The 15,830-nt window shown below is 74.7% G+C and carries 12 protein-coding genes; 7 read left to right on the forward strand and 5 right to left on the reverse strand.

Going from position 1 to position 15,830, the window contains the following annotated elements:
- Positions 1-137: 137 nt before the first annotated feature.
- Positions 138-1,442, reverse strand: a complete 1,305-nt coding sequence (locus tag LX83_RS00325) for an extracellular catalytic domain type 1 short-chain-length polyhydroxyalkanoate depolymerase (protein ID WP_253765679.1) — start codon at positions 1,440-1,442, stop codon at positions 138-140.
- A 411-nt stretch (positions 1,443-1,853) separates the two neighbouring features.
- Between LX83_RS00325 and LX83_RS00330 the strand changes: the two genes are divergently transcribed.
- Positions 1,854-2,867 carry a PaaX family transcriptional regulator gene (locus tag LX83_RS00330; RefSeq protein ID WP_253765681.1) on the forward strand — a complete coding sequence of 338 codons (1,014 nt, stop codon included), beginning with the start codon at positions 1,854-1,856 and terminating at the stop codon, positions 2,865-2,867.
- 72 nt (positions 2,868-2,939) lie between these two features.
- On the opposite strand, the gene LX83_RS38245 is transcribed toward LX83_RS00330, so the two are convergent.
- The 3 genes from LX83_RS38245 to LX83_RS00345 all read right to left on the reverse strand — a co-directional run bounded on the left by LX83_RS38245 (position 2,940) and on the right by LX83_RS00345 (position 7,812).
- On the reverse strand, positions 2,940-4,805 hold the full coding sequence (locus LX83_RS38245) for an acyl-CoA dehydrogenase family protein (RefSeq protein ID WP_253765683.1): 1,866 nt from the start codon (positions 4,803-4,805) through the stop codon (positions 2,940-2,942).
- Between the two features lie 172 nt (positions 4,806-4,977).
- Positions 4,978-6,165: a macrolide family glycosyltransferase gene (locus tag LX83_RS00340; protein WP_253765685.1), complete on the reverse strand. Its 1,188-nt coding sequence runs from the start codon at positions 6,163-6,165 to the stop codon at positions 4,978-4,980.
- Positions 6,166-6,282: 117 nt separating this feature from the next.
- Positions 6,283-7,812 (reverse strand): FAD-dependent monooxygenase, encoded by a 1,530-nt coding sequence (locus LX83_RS00345; protein ID WP_253765687.1) that lies wholly within the window; start codon positions 7,810-7,812, stop codon positions 6,283-6,285.
- A 72-nt stretch (positions 7,813-7,884) separates the two neighbouring features.
- Between LX83_RS00345 and LX83_RS00350 the strand changes: the two genes are divergently transcribed.
- Positions 7,885-8,562, forward strand: coding sequence for a TetR/AcrR family transcriptional regulator (locus LX83_RS00350; protein WP_253765689.1), 678 nt, complete (start codon positions 7,885-7,887; stop codon positions 8,560-8,562).
- Between the two features lie 64 nt (positions 8,563-8,626).
- Here the strand turns inward: LX83_RS00350 and LX83_RS00355 are convergent, their stop codons facing one another.
- Positions 8,627-9,676: a GDSL-type esterase/lipase family protein gene (locus tag LX83_RS00355; RefSeq protein WP_253765691.1), complete on the reverse strand. Its 1,050-nt coding sequence runs from the start codon at positions 9,674-9,676 to the stop codon at positions 8,627-8,629.
- A 209-nt stretch (positions 9,677-9,885) separates the two neighbouring features.
- Here LX83_RS00355 and LX83_RS00360 point away from each other — a divergent pair, with 209 nt between their 5' ends.
- The 5 genes from LX83_RS00360 to LX83_RS00380 are packed head-to-tail and all read left to right on the forward strand — an operon-like array spanning position 9,886 to position 15,613.
- Positions 9,886-10,203 (forward strand): cellulose binding domain-containing protein, encoded by a 318-nt coding sequence (locus tag LX83_RS00360; RefSeq protein ID WP_253766922.1) that lies wholly within the window; start codon positions 9,886-9,888, stop codon positions 10,201-10,203.
- 50 nt (positions 10,204-10,253) lie between these two features.
- Entirely contained in the window at positions 10,254-11,657 is a 1,404-nt protein-coding gene (locus tag LX83_RS00365; RefSeq protein ID WP_253765693.1) for a hypothetical protein, read from the forward strand.
- On the forward strand, positions 11,657-12,775 hold the full coding sequence (locus tag LX83_RS00370; RefSeq protein WP_253765695.1) for a hypothetical protein: 1,119 nt from the start codon (positions 11,657-11,659) through the stop codon (positions 12,773-12,775). Before LX83_RS00365 ends, LX83_RS00370 begins: the two co-directional genes overlap by 1 nt.
- A gap of 1 nt (position 12,776) precedes the next feature.
- A complete protein-coding gene (locus LX83_RS00375; protein WP_253765697.1) occupies positions 12,777-14,357 on the forward strand; it encodes a tetratricopeptide repeat protein in 1,581 nt (526 codons plus the stop codon).
- The gene (locus LX83_RS00380; RefSeq protein WP_308203882.1) at positions 14,351-15,613 is read left to right on the forward strand and encodes a CHAT domain-containing protein; all 1,263 of its coding nucleotides are present in this window, start codon (positions 14,351-14,353) and stop codon (positions 15,611-15,613) included. Before LX83_RS00375 ends, LX83_RS00380 begins: the two co-directional genes overlap by 7 nt.
- Positions 15,614-15,830 lie beyond the last annotated feature (217 nt).

A 15,830-nucleotide genomic window follows, 5' to 3' on the forward strand; every position in this document is an offset into this window, starting at 1 on the left:
ACCTTGCGGCGCGCCTGCCGTCGGCGTCCACACCTTGTCGTCCACTTCGGACAGTCAAGGACGCCGGGGCGCTCCGGCCACCGGGAGAGGCGGCCGGAGCGCCGCACCGCCGGCGACAGCTGGGCTGTCGGGCGCGGTCAGGCAGTGGCGCAGGCCATGCCGTTGAGGGCGAAGGCGGCGGGCTCGGCCGTGTCACCGGTGTGCGTGGCCTGGAACCCGATCTCCACGGAGGCGTTCGGGGCGAGTGTGGCGTTGTGGGCGGCGTTGCGCGCCGTCACCTGCCCGGACGAGGGCGAGTAGGTGGCGTTCCACCCAGAGGTGATGGTCTGCCCACCGGGCAGGGTGAAGTCCAGCGACCAGCCGTTGAGGGCTGTGGTGCCGGTGTTGGTGATGGTGATGCTCTCGGTCAGCCCGGCGTTCCAGGCGTTCACCGTGCTCGTGACGCGGCACGGTTCCGTTCCCGGCTCCGTCGTGGTGGTCGTGGTGGTGGTCGGGCCGCTGGCGCGGTCCAGGCCGAAGAACGCGATGGCCTGCGCGGCCATGCCACCGGCCGGGAGGCTGTGCCCGGCGCCCTGGATGCTGTACGCCTCCACCGGGATGGCGCCGGAGCTGTCGGCGTAGCGGCGGCGGGTCCAGTTGGCCTGCGGGGTGTCGGTGGACGTGGGTGTCTGGCTCAGCCCGAACACGTTGGTCCACTGCTCGATCTCCTCCTGGAGCAGCGCGTACGGCACGAGGTTGTCGGCCGTGCCGTGCCAGAGCTGGATGCGGGGCCGGGGGCCGGTGTAGCCGGGGTAGGCCTGGCGGACCGCGTCGCCCCACTGCTGCGGGGTGCGGTTCGCGCCGCCGCCCCCGGTGCACTTGCTGCTGCCGGGCGGGTAGTCGGCGGCGTTGGCGAAGCACTGGAAGGGCACGCCCATGAACGCGGCGCCGGCCTTGAACACGTCGGGGTAGAGGGCGAGCATGTGGTTGGTCATCATGCCGCCGGACGAGGACCCGGTGGCGTAGACCCGGTTCGGGTCGCCGCCGTAGCGCTGCTGGACGTAGTTCACCATCGACACGATGGACACCGGGTCACTGCCCCCGCCCCGCCGCTTGGCAGCGTCCGACCAGGTGTCGAAGCACTTGCCGAACCCGGCCTGCTGCTGGGCGCTGGGGTAGATGACGATGAACCCGTACCGGTCGGCCAGCCCGGCGAACTCGCTGCTCGCGTAGAAGCCGGGCCCCGAGCCGCCGCAGCCGTGCATGGCCACCACGATCCCGGGGTTGGTCGGGCGGGAATCCGGCACGTAGACGTGCATGCGCATCCCGCCGGGGTTGTTGCCGAAGCTGGTGACCTCGGTCAACGACGCCGCCGCCGCGGGCGGGGTCGCCGGGAGGACGAGGCCGACCACGGTGAGTGCCGCCGCCGCGACGGCGAGCAGGAGACTTCGGTTGACCTTCATGCGCTTGACTCCTTTGTTCCGCGCGTGATCAGGACGACCGGTGGGGCGGGGCCGGCCGCCACGGGCTGCGCGGCCCGCGGTGCGGCCAGCTGGCGATGCACGCCGCGTGCCCGACGACCACCGGGGCAGTGCGGGACATCCCCCCTGGTGTGCCGCGAAGAAGTTCGGTGTTGACCGGGGTGCGTGTCCCCGTCCTGCCTGGCCAGGCCATGTTCGACGTGTGACACTTAGCTTGCGCGCCGGTCATAAGAGTGTCAATCAACCGTTCTGGTCGATCCGGGCGCGGCCGGGCGGCGGACCCCTGCCCGTGCCGCCCACGCGGTCCGGCGCCGTGCGTGCTGCCGGACCGGGCGCGTGGAGCGGATTACAGTCGGGTGCCGACCGCCCGTTCGAGCCACCGCCGGAGTCGCCGTGACCAGCCCGTACGACATCGAGGAGATCTTCCCGGGCGACGCGGCCGGCCCGGTCCGGCTGCCCAGGCGGCAGACCGGCAACTCACCGCAGGGCCTGGCCGTGACCCTGCTGGCCGACTACACCCTGCGCACCCGGGCCTGGCTGCCGTCGGCGGCCATCGTGGCCCTGCTCGCCGAGGCGGGGGTGAGTCCCGCCGGTGCCCGGACCGCCATCAGCCGGCTCGCCCGCCGGGGTGTGCTGGAAGGCAGCCGGCAGGGGCGCAACAGCTCCTACCGGCTGACCCGGGCCGCCGCCGCCGTCCTGTCCACCGGTGGCCGGGCGATCGTCTCCTCGGCGGCCGACGGCGCGGAGTGGGACCGGCAGTGGACGCTGATCGCGTTCTCGCTGCCGCAGCACGAGGTCACCCAGCGGCGCGATCTGCGCGGCCGCCTGCGCTGGCTCGGGTACGCCCCGCTCTACGACGGCCTCTGGGTCTCGCCGCACGACCTCAGCGACAGGGCCAAGGCGCAGCTGGCCGAACTCGCCACCGGCGCCATGACCGTGTTCCGCGCCCGGCACGTCGAACTCGACGCGGCGATCGGCCGCAACCCGCTCGACGCCTGGGACACCGCGGCCATCGCCCGCCAGTACGAGTCCTTCATCCAGCAGTGGCGGCCGCTGCTCGCCCGGGTACGCGGCACCCGGATCACCGGCGCCGACGCCGTCCGGGCCCGCACCGAGATCATGGACACCTACCGCCGCCTGCCCATCCTCGACCCCGGGCTCCCGCTCGACCTGCTGCCGCCGCGCTGGCTCCGCCAACCCGCCCGCGACCTGTTCACCGCCGTCTACGACGGCCTCGCCAGCCCTGCCGAGGACCACGTGCGGGCCGTGGCGAGCCGGTCCACCGCCGGCTCGCTCGCCGGCATCAGCGCGCACACCGTCGCCGACCTGATCGGCGGTCCGCAGTGCGGCGTCCCCGGCTGCGGCGATGCCACCGGCGAACCGAGGCCGGAGCGGCACCAGGTCTGATCCCCTGTCGAACCGTGATGCCGCCCCGGCACGGGTCCCCGTCAGCGGGCGCGCTGACCGCTGCTCGCGCGGTCAGCCGCCGTGGTGCCAGTGGGCGGTGGGGCTGTCAAAGGCGTCCTGGTAGTCGGCGCGGGTGATCGGGCGGGTGGCCAGGAGTTCCTCGGGCAACTCGAAGGCGTCGGTCAGCTCCTGGACGTGCTCGGCGAGATCGGCGATGGTCTGCTCGACGAGGTCGGGCAGGGCGACGACGTGCTCGCGGCTGATCCGGTCACCGGCCAGCAGCAGCCCGCTGTGGGCCTGGACGCGGCGCAGCGCGAACAGGCGGTGCACCTGGTGCAGCACCTCCCGCGTGGCGGGGTGCGCGCAGCGGTCGGCCCACGCCAGCAACGCCTGGGCGGCGAGTCGTTCCGCGTGGGCGGTCACGCCGGCGAGCGCGTCCGGAGCGGCCGCGTTCCACCGGCGCAGGCTCTCCCCGGCCCTGGCGGCGCGCAGGCGGACCCGGGCCCGGGCGAACAGCTGGTGCTCGACCGCGTGGAGCAGGGCCTGCAGGTGGTCCGGGTCCACCAGTCGCCCGGCGGAAGCGGGCTCGGCCGGGGCCACCGCGCCGGTGTCGGCGAACAGGAGTTCCGCGCCGGCCTTGGCCCACAGCGCGATGTTGTCGCCCTCGGCGGTGATCGTGCCCTCCAGGTCGGCGACGGCCGTGCTGATGCCGTTGACCGGCAGCAGTCCCTGTGCGCCGCAGCGTTCCCGGCACTCGCTCAGCACGTCGCGGGCCTGCCAGGTGACCCAGCCCTTGGCGACGGCGACCAGCCGCTCCGCCGCCGCGGCGGCGGCCGCGTCGGCGCGGTCGTGGCCGGCCCACCGGTCCAGGGCCATCCGGTGCAGTGCCGTCATGGCGTAGACGGTGACCAGGGCGTCGATGAGCGGCCCGTGGTGGCTGCGGTGCGCCCAGATCGGTGTCCGGCTCCCGGCGCGCGCGCCGCTGATGTGGCGGTGTCCGCTGTAGCGGATGGCGGTGACCACCGCCATCCTGGCGGCGCCCAGGGCACTGGCGCTCATGCACAGCTTGCCCGTGGTGACCCGCCCGATGCTGGTGAGGAAACGCTTCCTCCTGCTGCCCAGCGCACTGGTGAAGGCGCCGTCGTCGGCCAGCCGGCCGTGCTCCCCGGTCAGCAGCGCCTCCCGGGGCAGGAGCACCTGGTCGAACGAGGTCAGGCAGTGGTCGACCGGGCTGCCCGGACGGACCGGCAGCGGACGCACGCTGATGCCGGGCAGCGTGCCCGTGGCGGTGGTCAGCGGGACCAGGAAGAGGAAGATGCCGTGATCCACCCCGCCGACCAGTAGCCGGGCCGCGACGAGCGCGCTCTTGGGGCCGCCGGCCAGGCTGGTGTTGGGCATGAACTTCTGGGCGGCGGCGGTGGGCGTGTGGAGGGTGAAGGTGCCGCTGTCCGGCTCGTAGGTGGCGGTGGTTTCGAGCTGGGCGGCATCGTTGCCGTGCCCGAGTTCGGTGCACAGGAACGTGCCGATCCGCTCCATCGTGGTGAACTCTTCCAGCGGGCGCTTCTCGTGCGGGTCGTGGTCGAGAAGACTGCCCAGGAACAGGTTGTAGTGGATCCCCGCCAGCACGGTCAGCGCCCCGTCCAGCGGCGCGAGCCACTCGTGCAGTGCGGCCAGGCGGCGCGGGTCACGTGCCAGCGCGGTCGCGTCGAGTGTCCCGTTCAGCACCCGTAACCGCTCGTAGGAAGCCAGTGTCTGCTCGGCGACCGTACCCTCGTAGCTCCGGTGGAAGCGCGGGTCCGCCCCCAACCGCCGCCAGGGCTCGTGCACTTGTCGCGCGTCCTCGCCGAACAGCAGCCGGGTCAACTCGGCGCGCGGACCGTCCGCCCCTGGCGCGGTGGCGCTCGGTGCCGCAGCGGTAGCAGTCAGTGAAGTGATCACGGGGCATGGTTGCAGACAATCAAATCCTGGCACCGCCGCTGTGATCCTGATCATCCACCGCATCGCCGGGTTCCTCGGCGCCGCGTCCTGTGCTCCCGCCACTTCTGACTGTCCAGTTAGGACTGCGGGCTGGCCGCGCCGGGCCGGGTGGGCCGGCGCGCACCAGGTGCCCTCAGGCGAGCAGTCGCTCCAGCGCGTCGGCACCGAGCACCGCCCCGTTCACCGCGCGCAACCGCTGGCCGAAAGCGGTCACGTTGGCCCGGATCACCGGGTCCACGGCGACCTCGTCCACGGTCTCCCGCAGCAACCGAGCGGTGATCGCGGTGCTGTCCAGGCGGCGCCCCAGCCCCAGCTCCCGCACCCGATCACCGTTGACCGCCTGCTCGGGCATCTGCGGCACCGAGACCAGCGGCACCCCGTGGTACAGCGCCTCCATGGTGGAGTTCATGCCGGTGTGCGACAGGAACACCGTGGTGTGCGCCAACACCGACAGCTGCGGGAAGAACGGCGCGACCTCGAAGTTGGCCGGCACCTCGGCCATCCGGACCCGGTCACCCACCGCCATCACCACGTGCCAGCGGCTGTCCCGGAACGCCGCCACGCACTGCTCGAAGAACTCCGGCCGCTCGTTGAACCCCGTGCCCAACGACACGAACAACACCGGTGAACCGTCCGACGGCGGCGTCCACCCGCCACGGGCGGCGCGCGTGCCCAGGGACGGCCCCAGGAAGAGATGGGTGTCGTCGAAGGTGTCCCCGGCGATCTGGAACTCCCGGGGCACGAACACCAACGTCAGCACCGCCGCGGACCCGAACGCCGGCAGCGGGGCGACCGGGTCGGGCAGGCTGTTGGCCCGCCGGAACCGGATGTCGGACTCGACGGCCTCGGCGAACACCCGGTCCAGCACGCCGTCGTCGTCCGGCGGGCCGAGCAACGAGCGCGTGCTGAAGTGCTCGTTGCCCACCATGCTCGGCGCCAGCAGCACCCCGGGCACCGCGAGCCGGTCGGCCAGCAGCGCGCCCAGCGGCGCGACCATGTCGTAGCAGACCACGTCGGGCGGGTCCGGCTGGAAGTGCGCCACCGCCGAGGCGAAGCTCTCCTGGGCGTGCCGCTGGAGACCGCGCACCACGGCTCCGAAGCTCTCCCCCATCGACCGCACCGCTGGGCCGGCCGGGGGGCGGGGCGCGTCCCAGGGCAGCTCCAGCGCCGTGGCCCCGGCCGCGGTGACCGCGGCGCGGAAGGGTTCGCCGGTGAGGTAGGTGACCCGGTGGCCGCGCGCCACCAGTTCCTCCACCAGCGGCAGCGTCGGATTGACGTGCCCGGCCCCCGGGCCGACGACGAAAGCGAGGTGCTTGCTCATGTCTCCCTGATCCTCGACGACCCGCTACCTGTCCTCGGCACTCCGCGAGCGCGATGGCGGGACCACACCGCGCCCGCGTGGTTTTCCACGCTCGGGCCACCACCGTCCGGTGGCTTCTCAGTTGGGGCTGAACCAGCGGACGAGGGCCGCCTTCAGGCCGTCGGGATCCGCGCCAGCCCAGGCGACGTAGCCGTCGGGGCGGATGAGCAGTGCGGGTGCCGGCGCGTCGGCGGCGGTCGCGCGCACGCGGTGCACCCGGTCGCGCCAGGCCGCCGCGGTGGCGGCGAGGTCGGTCCCGCCGGTGAGGTCGAGCAGCAGCGGGCGGGCGTCCCGCAGGAGTTCGGCGAGGCGCAGGGCGCGCCCGTCGTCGGTGGTCAGGTGCAGGGGTGGCACGAACCAACCGGTGGGCGCGGCGGGATCCTCCTCGCCCATGTCGTAGCGGACGTCCGCGCCCGCCACCAGGGCGGCGACCCGCTGCAGGTTCTCGGTGCGCTCCAGCAGTTGCGCGACGAACTGGCGCAGCGCGGTGACCTCGGCCCCGGGTGCCAGCAGCGCGGACTCGACCCGGGTCTGCGCGCACACCCGTTGCCCGAGGGCCCGGCGTTCGGTCTGGTAGCTGTCCAGCAGCCAGTCCGGGGCCCACCCCCGCACCGCGGCGGCCAGTTTCCAGGCCAGGTTGGCCGCGTCCTGCAGCGCGGTGTTCAACGTCGGCCCGTGGCTGACGTGTGCGGCGTCGCCCGCGATGAACACCCGGCCGTGGCGGTAGCGGTCGGCCAGCCGGGTGTTCCGGCCGCACAGGCGGCGCAGCAACGTGGGCGCGCCCTCGGGCGGCGGGCTCAGTGGCAGGCGCACGCCGAGGACCCGTTCGACGCTGTCCGCCATCTCGGACATCGTCATCGGCGCGCCCGGGCCAGGGAAGGTGCCCGCCGGCCGGTCCTCCCATTCGGCCGTGTTGACCAGTGGCCGCTCCGGGTCGTGCGCGAGGAGGGTGAACACGCCCCGCTCGGTGCGGTGGAAGTGCGCCGGGATCTCGCCGAGGCCGTCGATCACCACCCGTCCCCCCGGTGCGATGCGGACGCGGTCGCTCGGCCCGATCAGGGCCGTCCGGTCGACGACGCGGTCGTCGGTGGTGCCGGGGAAGGCGATGCCCGCCTGCTTGCGCACCAGGCTGTGGCCGCCGTCGCAGCCGACGAGGTAGCGGGCCGTGAACGTGGCCTCGGCTCCGTCCGCACCGCGCGCCACGACCTCGACGTGGTCATCGGTCTGGCGCAGCGACAGCACGTCCCAACCGCGCCGGACGTCCGCGCCGAGTTCGGCCGCGCGCTCGGCGAGCACCCGTTCCAGGTCGCGCTGGTTGATCGGCAGGAGGTGCATCGGGTTCGCCGCGCCGAGCACGTGCAGCGGCAGCGGCATCCCGCCGAAGAAGAACCCGGGCGCGGGCTGCGGTGCTCCTCGGCCGCCGCAGCGCTCGAACAGGCCCCGGTGGTCCAACAGCCGCACCACCTGGCCGGCCAGGCCGTGGGCCTTGTCCGCCTGGTCCGCTTCCGGCCTGCGTTCCAGCAGCAGCGGCTGGACCCCGGCGAGGCGGAGTTCGCAGGCGAGGAAGAGACCGGTGGGTCCACCGCCGACGATGACGACGTCGAACACCGCACCATCCCCCTAAGATACGAGACTGTATCTAACGGCCGAGACCGTACAGCGCCGCGATAAGATACGCAAGTGAACCCAAAGAGCGGTGGGGGTGCGGAGAACCACGGGGCCGCCGGCGCGCGGCCCACCGGCCGTCGGGGCGGCCCGACCCGGCGGCGCGGCTCGGAACTGGAGGACGCGATCCTCGACGCCGCGTGGCACGTGCTGGTCGAGCACGGCTACCCCGGCTTCACCTACGAAGCGGTCGCCGCGCGCGCCAGCACGAGTCGACCGGTGCTCTACCGGCGCTGGCCGCAGCGCGACGACCTGCTGCTGGCCACGCTCACCAGATTCCTGGAGGCGCAGCCGATCGCGATACCCGACACCGGCAGCCTGCGCGCGGACGCGGTCGGCTTCCTGCGCAACGCGAACGCCGGCCGCGCGCACATGATCACGCTGATCAGCGTGCAGCTGATGGACTACTTCCGCGACACCGGCACCAGCTTCAGCCAGCTGCGCGACACCCTCGGCGCGCCAAACCGGCCGACCCCCTTCGAGACGATCGTCGCCCGCGCGGTCGAGCGCGGCGAGCTGCCCGACGTGCCGCGCTCGTCCCGCGTGGTCAACCTTCCGTTCGACCTGCTCCGCCACGACATCCTGATGACGATGCGCGCGCTGCCGGAGGAGTCGATCACCGAGATCGTGGACGAGGTCTGGCTGCCCCTGCTGGGGGCACCGGGCGGGCGCCCCCAGCCAGGTTCACCGTGACCCGCCGTCGCCCGGCTGCCCGCGCAGACCAGTGTCCGATGTGGACACCGGGCCGGTGCCGGGGTCAGGGGCTGGTGCAGGTGAGGGCCGGCGTCGCCGGGCCGCCGCTGCCGAGGTAGCCGAACGTCGCCGAGGCACCCGCGGCCAGCGCGCCGTTCCAGGCGGAGTTGCGCACGCTCGCCGTGGCCCCGCCGCCGGTCGACACCCCACCCCAGACCTGGGTGATCGCCTGTCCTGAGTCCAGCGGCCAGCTGACCGTCCAGCCGGTGATCGGCGCCGCCCCGGCCGTCACCGTGACCTCGGCCTGGAAGCCACCCTGCCAGGAACCGACCGTGCGGTGGACGGCCGTGCACGCCCCGGCCGGCGTCGAGGTCGTGGTGGTCGGCGGGCTGCCGCCGTCACCGATGCTGCCCGGCACCGAGCGCAGCGCGTTGTACCAGACGGTGGCCATCTTGGCGTAGCCCCCGGCGTTGGGGTGCACCCCGTCGGCCAGGTCGGCGGTGCTCAGCGCCGCGTACATGTCGACCAGGTGCACCTTCTTGCCCGCGTTGGCCTTGCTCCGCACGATCCCGGGCACGGTGGCGTTGAACGCGCGCACCGCCGAGTCGAAGTTGGCCAGCGGGGTGATCGTGGCGACGAACAGGTCGGCGTCCGGCGACTGCGCGGTGATCTTGTCGATCAGCGCGGAGAGGCGTTGCGGTGCGCCACCGGGATCACCGCCGTACATGTCGTTGGTGCCGATGTGCAGCAGGATGGTGCGCGGGGTGTGGGTGCGCAGCCAGTTGACGACGTTCGCGTCGATCTGCGCGATGGTCCACCCGGAGTGGCCTTCGTGGTCGCGGTCGCCGAGGCTGCTGGGACCGTTGGACATCGAGCCCACGAAGTCGACGGTGTGCCCACCGGCGAGGAGTTTCTGCCACAGGCCGATGCGGTACCCGCCGGGCACGTTGAAGCCGTCGGTGATCGAGTCGCCCAGCGGCATCACCCGCACGCCCGCCGCGGGCGCGACGTGGGACGCGGGCTGCGCCGCCGTGGTGCTCGCGGACAGTGTGGCAAGCGCCGCCAGCGCCACGAGCGCGGCGAGGGCGGCGGACAATCGGGGCCTCGTGACCACGGGCCTTCCTCCCTGCTGTCCAAGTCGTCCAGCCGGCCCCGTTCCGGGCACCTGGGCGCGGAGGTGCGGCGTCGACGCGGTGTCCGCCGGTGGGTCGTGGACGAAGGGGTCGCCGCCTCGCCGTTGGCGCGCGCGAAGCGACAGCACGTCGAGAACTCTTCCGGGCAGGCTAGGGAAAGTTTCGGAAAGGAACAACAGCTGTTTCGGTGATGTTTCCGTCCACCCTGCGGGCTGAACGTGCCGCTCGGCCCACCCGGGCGGCCGAGCGGCACGCCCCAGGGCTGGCGGCCCCGCGCGGACGGGACGGTCGCGGCGAGCACCGCCGTGGCGCACGGCGGCGGGTCACCCAGCTCTGGGGTGGCTCGCACACCCAGCAGGGCGCCGAGGTGACGGTCACCAACGCGAGCGGGAACGGCGCCATCCCGACCGGCGGCACGGTCACCTTCGGTTTCCAGGCCGGCTGGACCGGAACCAACACCGCACCGGCCGCCTTCGCCCGCAACGGCACACCCTGCACAACCGCGTGACCCCGCCGGGAGGTGCGACGGTGCGGTGAGCAGCGCCGTAACCTGGCCGCATGCCACCACGACCGAGGGCCATGGTCATCGACGAGGTGTGGCGCGAACTGCCCGGCGTCGAACCGCTCAGCAACGCCCAGGGCGGCCCGTTGAGCCGGACCGTCAAGCTGATCCTCGACCCGCTGGTGATCCGCCCGGTGCTGCGCCCGGAGTGTGCCGGGCCGCTGGTGGACCCGGACGGCGCGCGGCTGCTGGCTGCCCTGCTGCGCGCGGCCGGGGACGTGCTGCGCGCGACCGCGGCGTGGTTCTCCCTGTTCAAACAGGTCCGCCGGGCACTGCGGATCACCGAGGGCAACCCGCAGGACCGCTACTTCCAGACCTGCTTCCAACTCGCCACCACCGCCGGTGCGCCCGATCGCGACAGGGACGAGCTGGTCGCGCGGCGCGAACTGCGTCGCCTGCACGACTCGGCCGCCGGGCGCACCACCGCGGCGCTGCGCGACCACCTCGCCTCGCCGGCGCACCGCCGCGAACTCACCGCGCTGCTGGACACGGCGTGGGCGGCGCGTGGCCGGCGCGATCCGGCCGACGCACCCGCGCCCGGTGCTGACGCGGCCACGCCCGAGCTGATCGCCACCGTGCTCAACGCGGGCGCGGCCCGGTCCGGGCCAGCCGCCGCCACCGCCGGGGACGCGGCGCTGGCCCGGTTGGTCAGCCTGGGCGCTGGCCGGCGCGCCGGCCAGCGGCTGTGGCACGCGCCCCAGGCGCACCCGGTGCGGCACCAGCACTCGGCCCAGGAACTCGGGCTCACCGCACACGCCCTGCCCGGCAAGCCCCGGCTGGGTGGCTCGGCGTCCACGGCCGCGCTGGGGCCACCGCTGGACCGAACCGTGCACGAGCGGGTGTTCACGGTGCTGCACGCCGCCAGCGACCGCGCCGAGCTGCCCGACGTCGCCGCGCTGGTCCGCGCGGAGATCACCCGCTGTTGCGCGCCGTGGGCGCTGGCGGACGAGACACTCCGGGTCGGCGCGACCGTGGGCGTGGCGCTCGCCGTCGGCCTGCGCCCGCTGGACCCGGCCGCCGCGCCCGTGGGGCAGGACGCGGCCACCGAGGCGCACCGGCTGGTCAACCGGCGCTGGCGGCGGGAGTCCTACGTGTTGCGGGCGCGCCGGCTCACCGTGGCCGCCACGCCGGCCGGGCACCACCTCGCCGACGACGGCCCGCTGGCCCGGATCGCCGCGGAACTGCACGCGCCGTGGCGGGCCTACCTGCGCCGGCTGTGGGTGCGCCTGCACGGGCGGGACGTGCGGGGTGTTCCGCTCACCGGGTCGGCCGAGCTGTGGGACGTGCTCGACGGGGTGGCACGCTCGGTGATCCTCGACCACCGCGCCCGGCTCAAGCGCGCGCTCAGCGTGCCGACCGGCACGCCGCCGGCCACCGCGCCGGAATCGAGGGCGGGCTGATGGCGAGCGCGGTTCGGGTGCTGCGCGCACCGGACGGCACCGCGGTGATCGCCCCGGTGGCCGCGCCGGTGGCGTTCGGCGTTGCCGACGGCGTGCCCGACATCGACGTCACCGTGGTCGAGGTCGCCGGCGGCAACCTGGCCTGGAGCGTGCTCGACGCCGACCGGGTGCCCACGGCCGTGCTCGACGATCCCGACCTGGCCCAGGGGTGGGTGTGGGCGCTGTACGGCGAGCCGGTGGCGCTCGCCCTCGCCGGCGCCGCCGGCGACGCGGACCCGGCCGTGCGGCCGGGCTCACCGCCGCTGGCCGCCAGCGTCGACCGGCTCGGCTACGCGCTGTGGGCGCAGCGGTGGTGGCCGGCCTCCACCGTCGACGCCATCGCACCGCTGGACGAGGGCCTGCTCGACCGGGAGATCGCCGCGCTGGTCGAGGAGTGCGACCTGGTGTTCGGCGCGGAGGACAGCGCAGACGCCCTGCTCCCAGCGGTCGAGCAGGACGCGGGCGGCCCCGCCGACGCGGGTGGCCTGGCCGCCGGTGCGGAACCGGGTGGAACCGGCGGCTACGCCCTGGCCGCGGGGCCGGCACCGGTGGGGCGCGCCGCCGGGCTGGTGCTGGCGCGCGGCAGCGCCGGCACGGACTGGCGCCGCTGTCCGCCCGGGCTGGTGGACGCCGCGGAGCAGGCGGTGACCTGGCAGGTGGTCCGGACGGCCGGGCGCACCGAGGTCGCCGTCGGCGTGGTGGCCGCGCCCGGTCTGGCCGGCGCCGCGCGTCCCCCGGTGCCGGCGCACCTCGTGCCGTGGGCCACCATCGGCGCTGGCCAGGGCGGCGCACCGGCCGTGCGGGTGGCGCTGCGCCTGGTGGACGACGTGTGGCAGGGCAGCGCGGTCGCGCCGGAGTTCGGTGGCGGGGCGGTGTGGGTCGACGTGCACCTGCCCGGGTTCGCGCCGGCGGAGCCGCCGCGCGCGGACCCGGCCGCCGCCCGGCTGCGCGCCCGAATCCGCGACCTGGCCCGCCACCGCCTGGCCTCAGTGTCCACAGTGGATGGACGTGCGCCCGGGCTCGGCCCGGCACGGCCGTTGCAGGCCGAGGTCGCCGCCGCCGAGGACGAGGACTTCTGACATGGCCAGCACAGCGAGCCCACCCACCCCGGAGTCGGTCAACCAGCTGCTCACCACGGGCGCCGACGCCTACCTACGGGGCGACCCGCGGAGGGCGCTCCGGCTGTTCGACCAGGCGGCCGACCTGACCGCACCGCACGCCGGGCTGCGCGCCCTGCACGCGGAGGCGCTGGTCAACCGGGGCAATGCCGCGCACGCGCTGGGCGACCACGCGGCGGCCGTGGCCGCCTACCACCGGGTGCTGGACCTGTGCGACCAGCTCGGCGAGATCGGCCAGACACAGCGGCGGATCACCCTGGTCAACCTCGCGCAGGTGCTGCTGCAGCTGGGCGAGATCACCGAGGCGCAGGCGGTGCTGGAACAGGCGCTGGCCCTGCTGCGCTCCGGCGACCAGGTTGAGTCCGCCGACCTGGTGGTGACCTGCCTGCTGTCGCTGACCTCGCTCGCCCTGCACCGCCAGGACTGGGCCAGGGCGATCGGGCTGGCCACCGAGTCCCTGGCGCTCACCCAGGCGTGCGCGCCCCACCTGGCCGGCTACCCGCTGGTGAACCTGGCCGTGGCCAACACCGGCGCGGGACGGCTGGACCTGGCCGAGGACTTCGCCAACCAGGGCATCGCCGCCCTGCACGCCCTCGGCGACCAGGCCGCGGTCGCCGACGCGCGGCAGAACCTCGGCGTGATCCACCTGAAGGCGCTGCGCCTGGACGCGGCCGAACCCCTGCTGCTGGCCAGCCACGCGTTCTTCGAACAGTCCGGAATGGACCACCGGGCGGCGCTGGTGCTGCGGCTGCTGGGCAACGTGGCGGCGATGCGCGGCGAGTCGGAGCGCGCCGTCGCGGCCTACACCCGCTGCCTCGCCCAGTTGGACGCGGCCGGCGCCGAGGTGGAGGCCGCCCACGTGCGCGCGTTCCTGGCGGCCGAGGACATCGCCAACGCCCGGTACGCGGCTGCCGAGGACCGGTTGCGGGCCGCCTTCGCCGTGTTCGCCGCGCGCGGTCTGGGCCCGCACTGCGCCCAGCTGGACTTCTGGCACGCCACCCTGCTGGAGCAGCGCGCGACCACCTCGGCCGCACCCGACGCCGAGTTGTTGGCCAGGGCCGTCGAGCTGGCCGTGCCCGCCGCCCTGGCCCTGGACGCGGTGCGGTTCGACCTGGTCAACGGGGAACTGCGGGATCGGTGGAGCCGACAGGTGGCCGCGCCGGCCATGCGGCTGGCGTTCCGGCTCGCCGTGCGCCTCGGCGATGCCCGGCTGGTGGCGGAGCTGATCGAGTCGCAGTGCGCCGGCAGTCCACCGCACCCCGACGCCGCCGACACCCCCGACGGGCAGACCGGCCTGCAGCTGGTGCTGCTGGACCCGGACGACCAGCTGGCGCGGAGCGGCCAGCCCGCTGCCGGCGACGACCCGGTGCCGCTGGGCACGGCACTGGCCGGGGTGGCCGCACAGGCCGGGCTGCGCCTGGCCCCACCGCCCCGGCTGGCGCTGACCGAGGCCGGCGACATCGTGCTGGACCGCCACATCGCCCGCGCCGAGCAGCGGTACGGGACACCGGTCAGGCAGCAGCGGGTGATCCCGACGTGGTGACCCCGAACCCACCCCGCCCCACCGTGCTGGTGCGGATGGCCGACGCCGGCGACGTTCACCTGTCCTGGCGGTGGACCCACGCGCTGGCCCACCCCGGAGTCGGTCTGGTGCCCGAGGCGGGGGTCGCCGAGGCGCTGGCCGCACTGGACCAGGCACTGCCACTGGCCGGTGCGCTGGACCGCGCCCTGGTCGCCGGCGCCCTCGCCCGTCACGAGACCGAACTGGCCCTGGCGCGGCGCCTCGGCCAGATCTTCCTGCCGCCCGTGCTGGCCGCCCAACTGGCCCGCCTGCACGCCCACGGTGTCCGCCCGCACGTGCGCGTGCAGCCGGCGCCGCGCCTGGCCCAGCTGCCCTGGGAACTGCTCGCACCCGAACCCGACCGGCGCCTGCTCGACATCGCCGACGTGAGCGTGCTCGCGCCGGCCACGATCGTGCACGCGCCCGGCCGAGTGGCCAGGACCTGGGCCGACACCCGGGAGTTGCCCGTGGTGGGGGTGCTCGACCCCCGGGTGCCCGGGTTCCGCGCCGACTCCCGGCTCGGCTCGGTGCTCGGCCGGCTCACCCCGGACGCGCCACTGGCCCGGCTGGTCGCCGACCACGCGCGGCAGGGCCGGTTCCGTCCCGAGGTCAGCGATCCGCTGGCCGCGTTCCGCCGCACCGACCTGGACCGGACCTGGCTGGGTGCGGCGCTGCGCGCCGGGGCCAGCCGGCTGCTCTACGTCGGGCACGTGACCGCGGCCGAGCCCGGGAGCGGGCAGAGCGAGCACGCCCAACTGCACCTGGCCTGCCCGGCCGACGCCGTGGGTTTCGCGCCGCCGCTGCGGGCGCACCGCCCGCTGTCCGCCAAGGACCTGCTGCTGGGCACGCACACGCTGACCGCTGATCCGCGACCGGGCGCGGCGTGCTGGCCGTTTCCCAGCCGGGTCGCGCTGATCGCCTGCGAGAGCGGCGGCGACCTGCGCTTCGCCGAGGCGCTCGGCCTGGCCACGGCCGCGCTGCACGGCGGGGCCGAACTGGTCACGGCCACCCGGTGGACCCTGCCGACCGACCTCGCGTTCCACCGGCTGGCCGGGGTCGACGCCGCGCTCCGCCCGTTCCAGGCGGCCGTGTGCGCGATCGACGCGGCCCACGAGAGCGACGACCCGGTGCGGGCGCTGTGCGACTGGCAGCGCGCCCGGCTGGCCGCCTGGCGGGACCGGGGCCGGATCGAGGACTCACCGCTGCTGTGGGCCGCCTTCGCCACGATCAGCGCCTAGCGCACTGCTACCGCGCCCGTGTCGCGGCTCGGGGCGCGCTGAACGCCAGTAGGGCGGCGTCGTCGGCGGGTTCGGGTTTCTCATCGGGGTGGTGGTCTCGTCGAGGCAAGGAGTGGGCGGGACCCGCCACGTCGGCGCGGAGGCGGGTGTGGCCGATCGCGGCGCCGGCGGATCCGGAACGCGCGCAGCGCCATGCGATGATCCGGGCGGTCACGAC

The sequence above is a fragment of the Goodfellowiella coeruleoviolacea genome (genome assembly GCF_024171785.1).
GTDB lineage: Bacteria > Actinomycetota > Actinomycetes > Mycobacteriales > Pseudonocardiaceae > Goodfellowiella > Goodfellowiella coeruleoviolacea.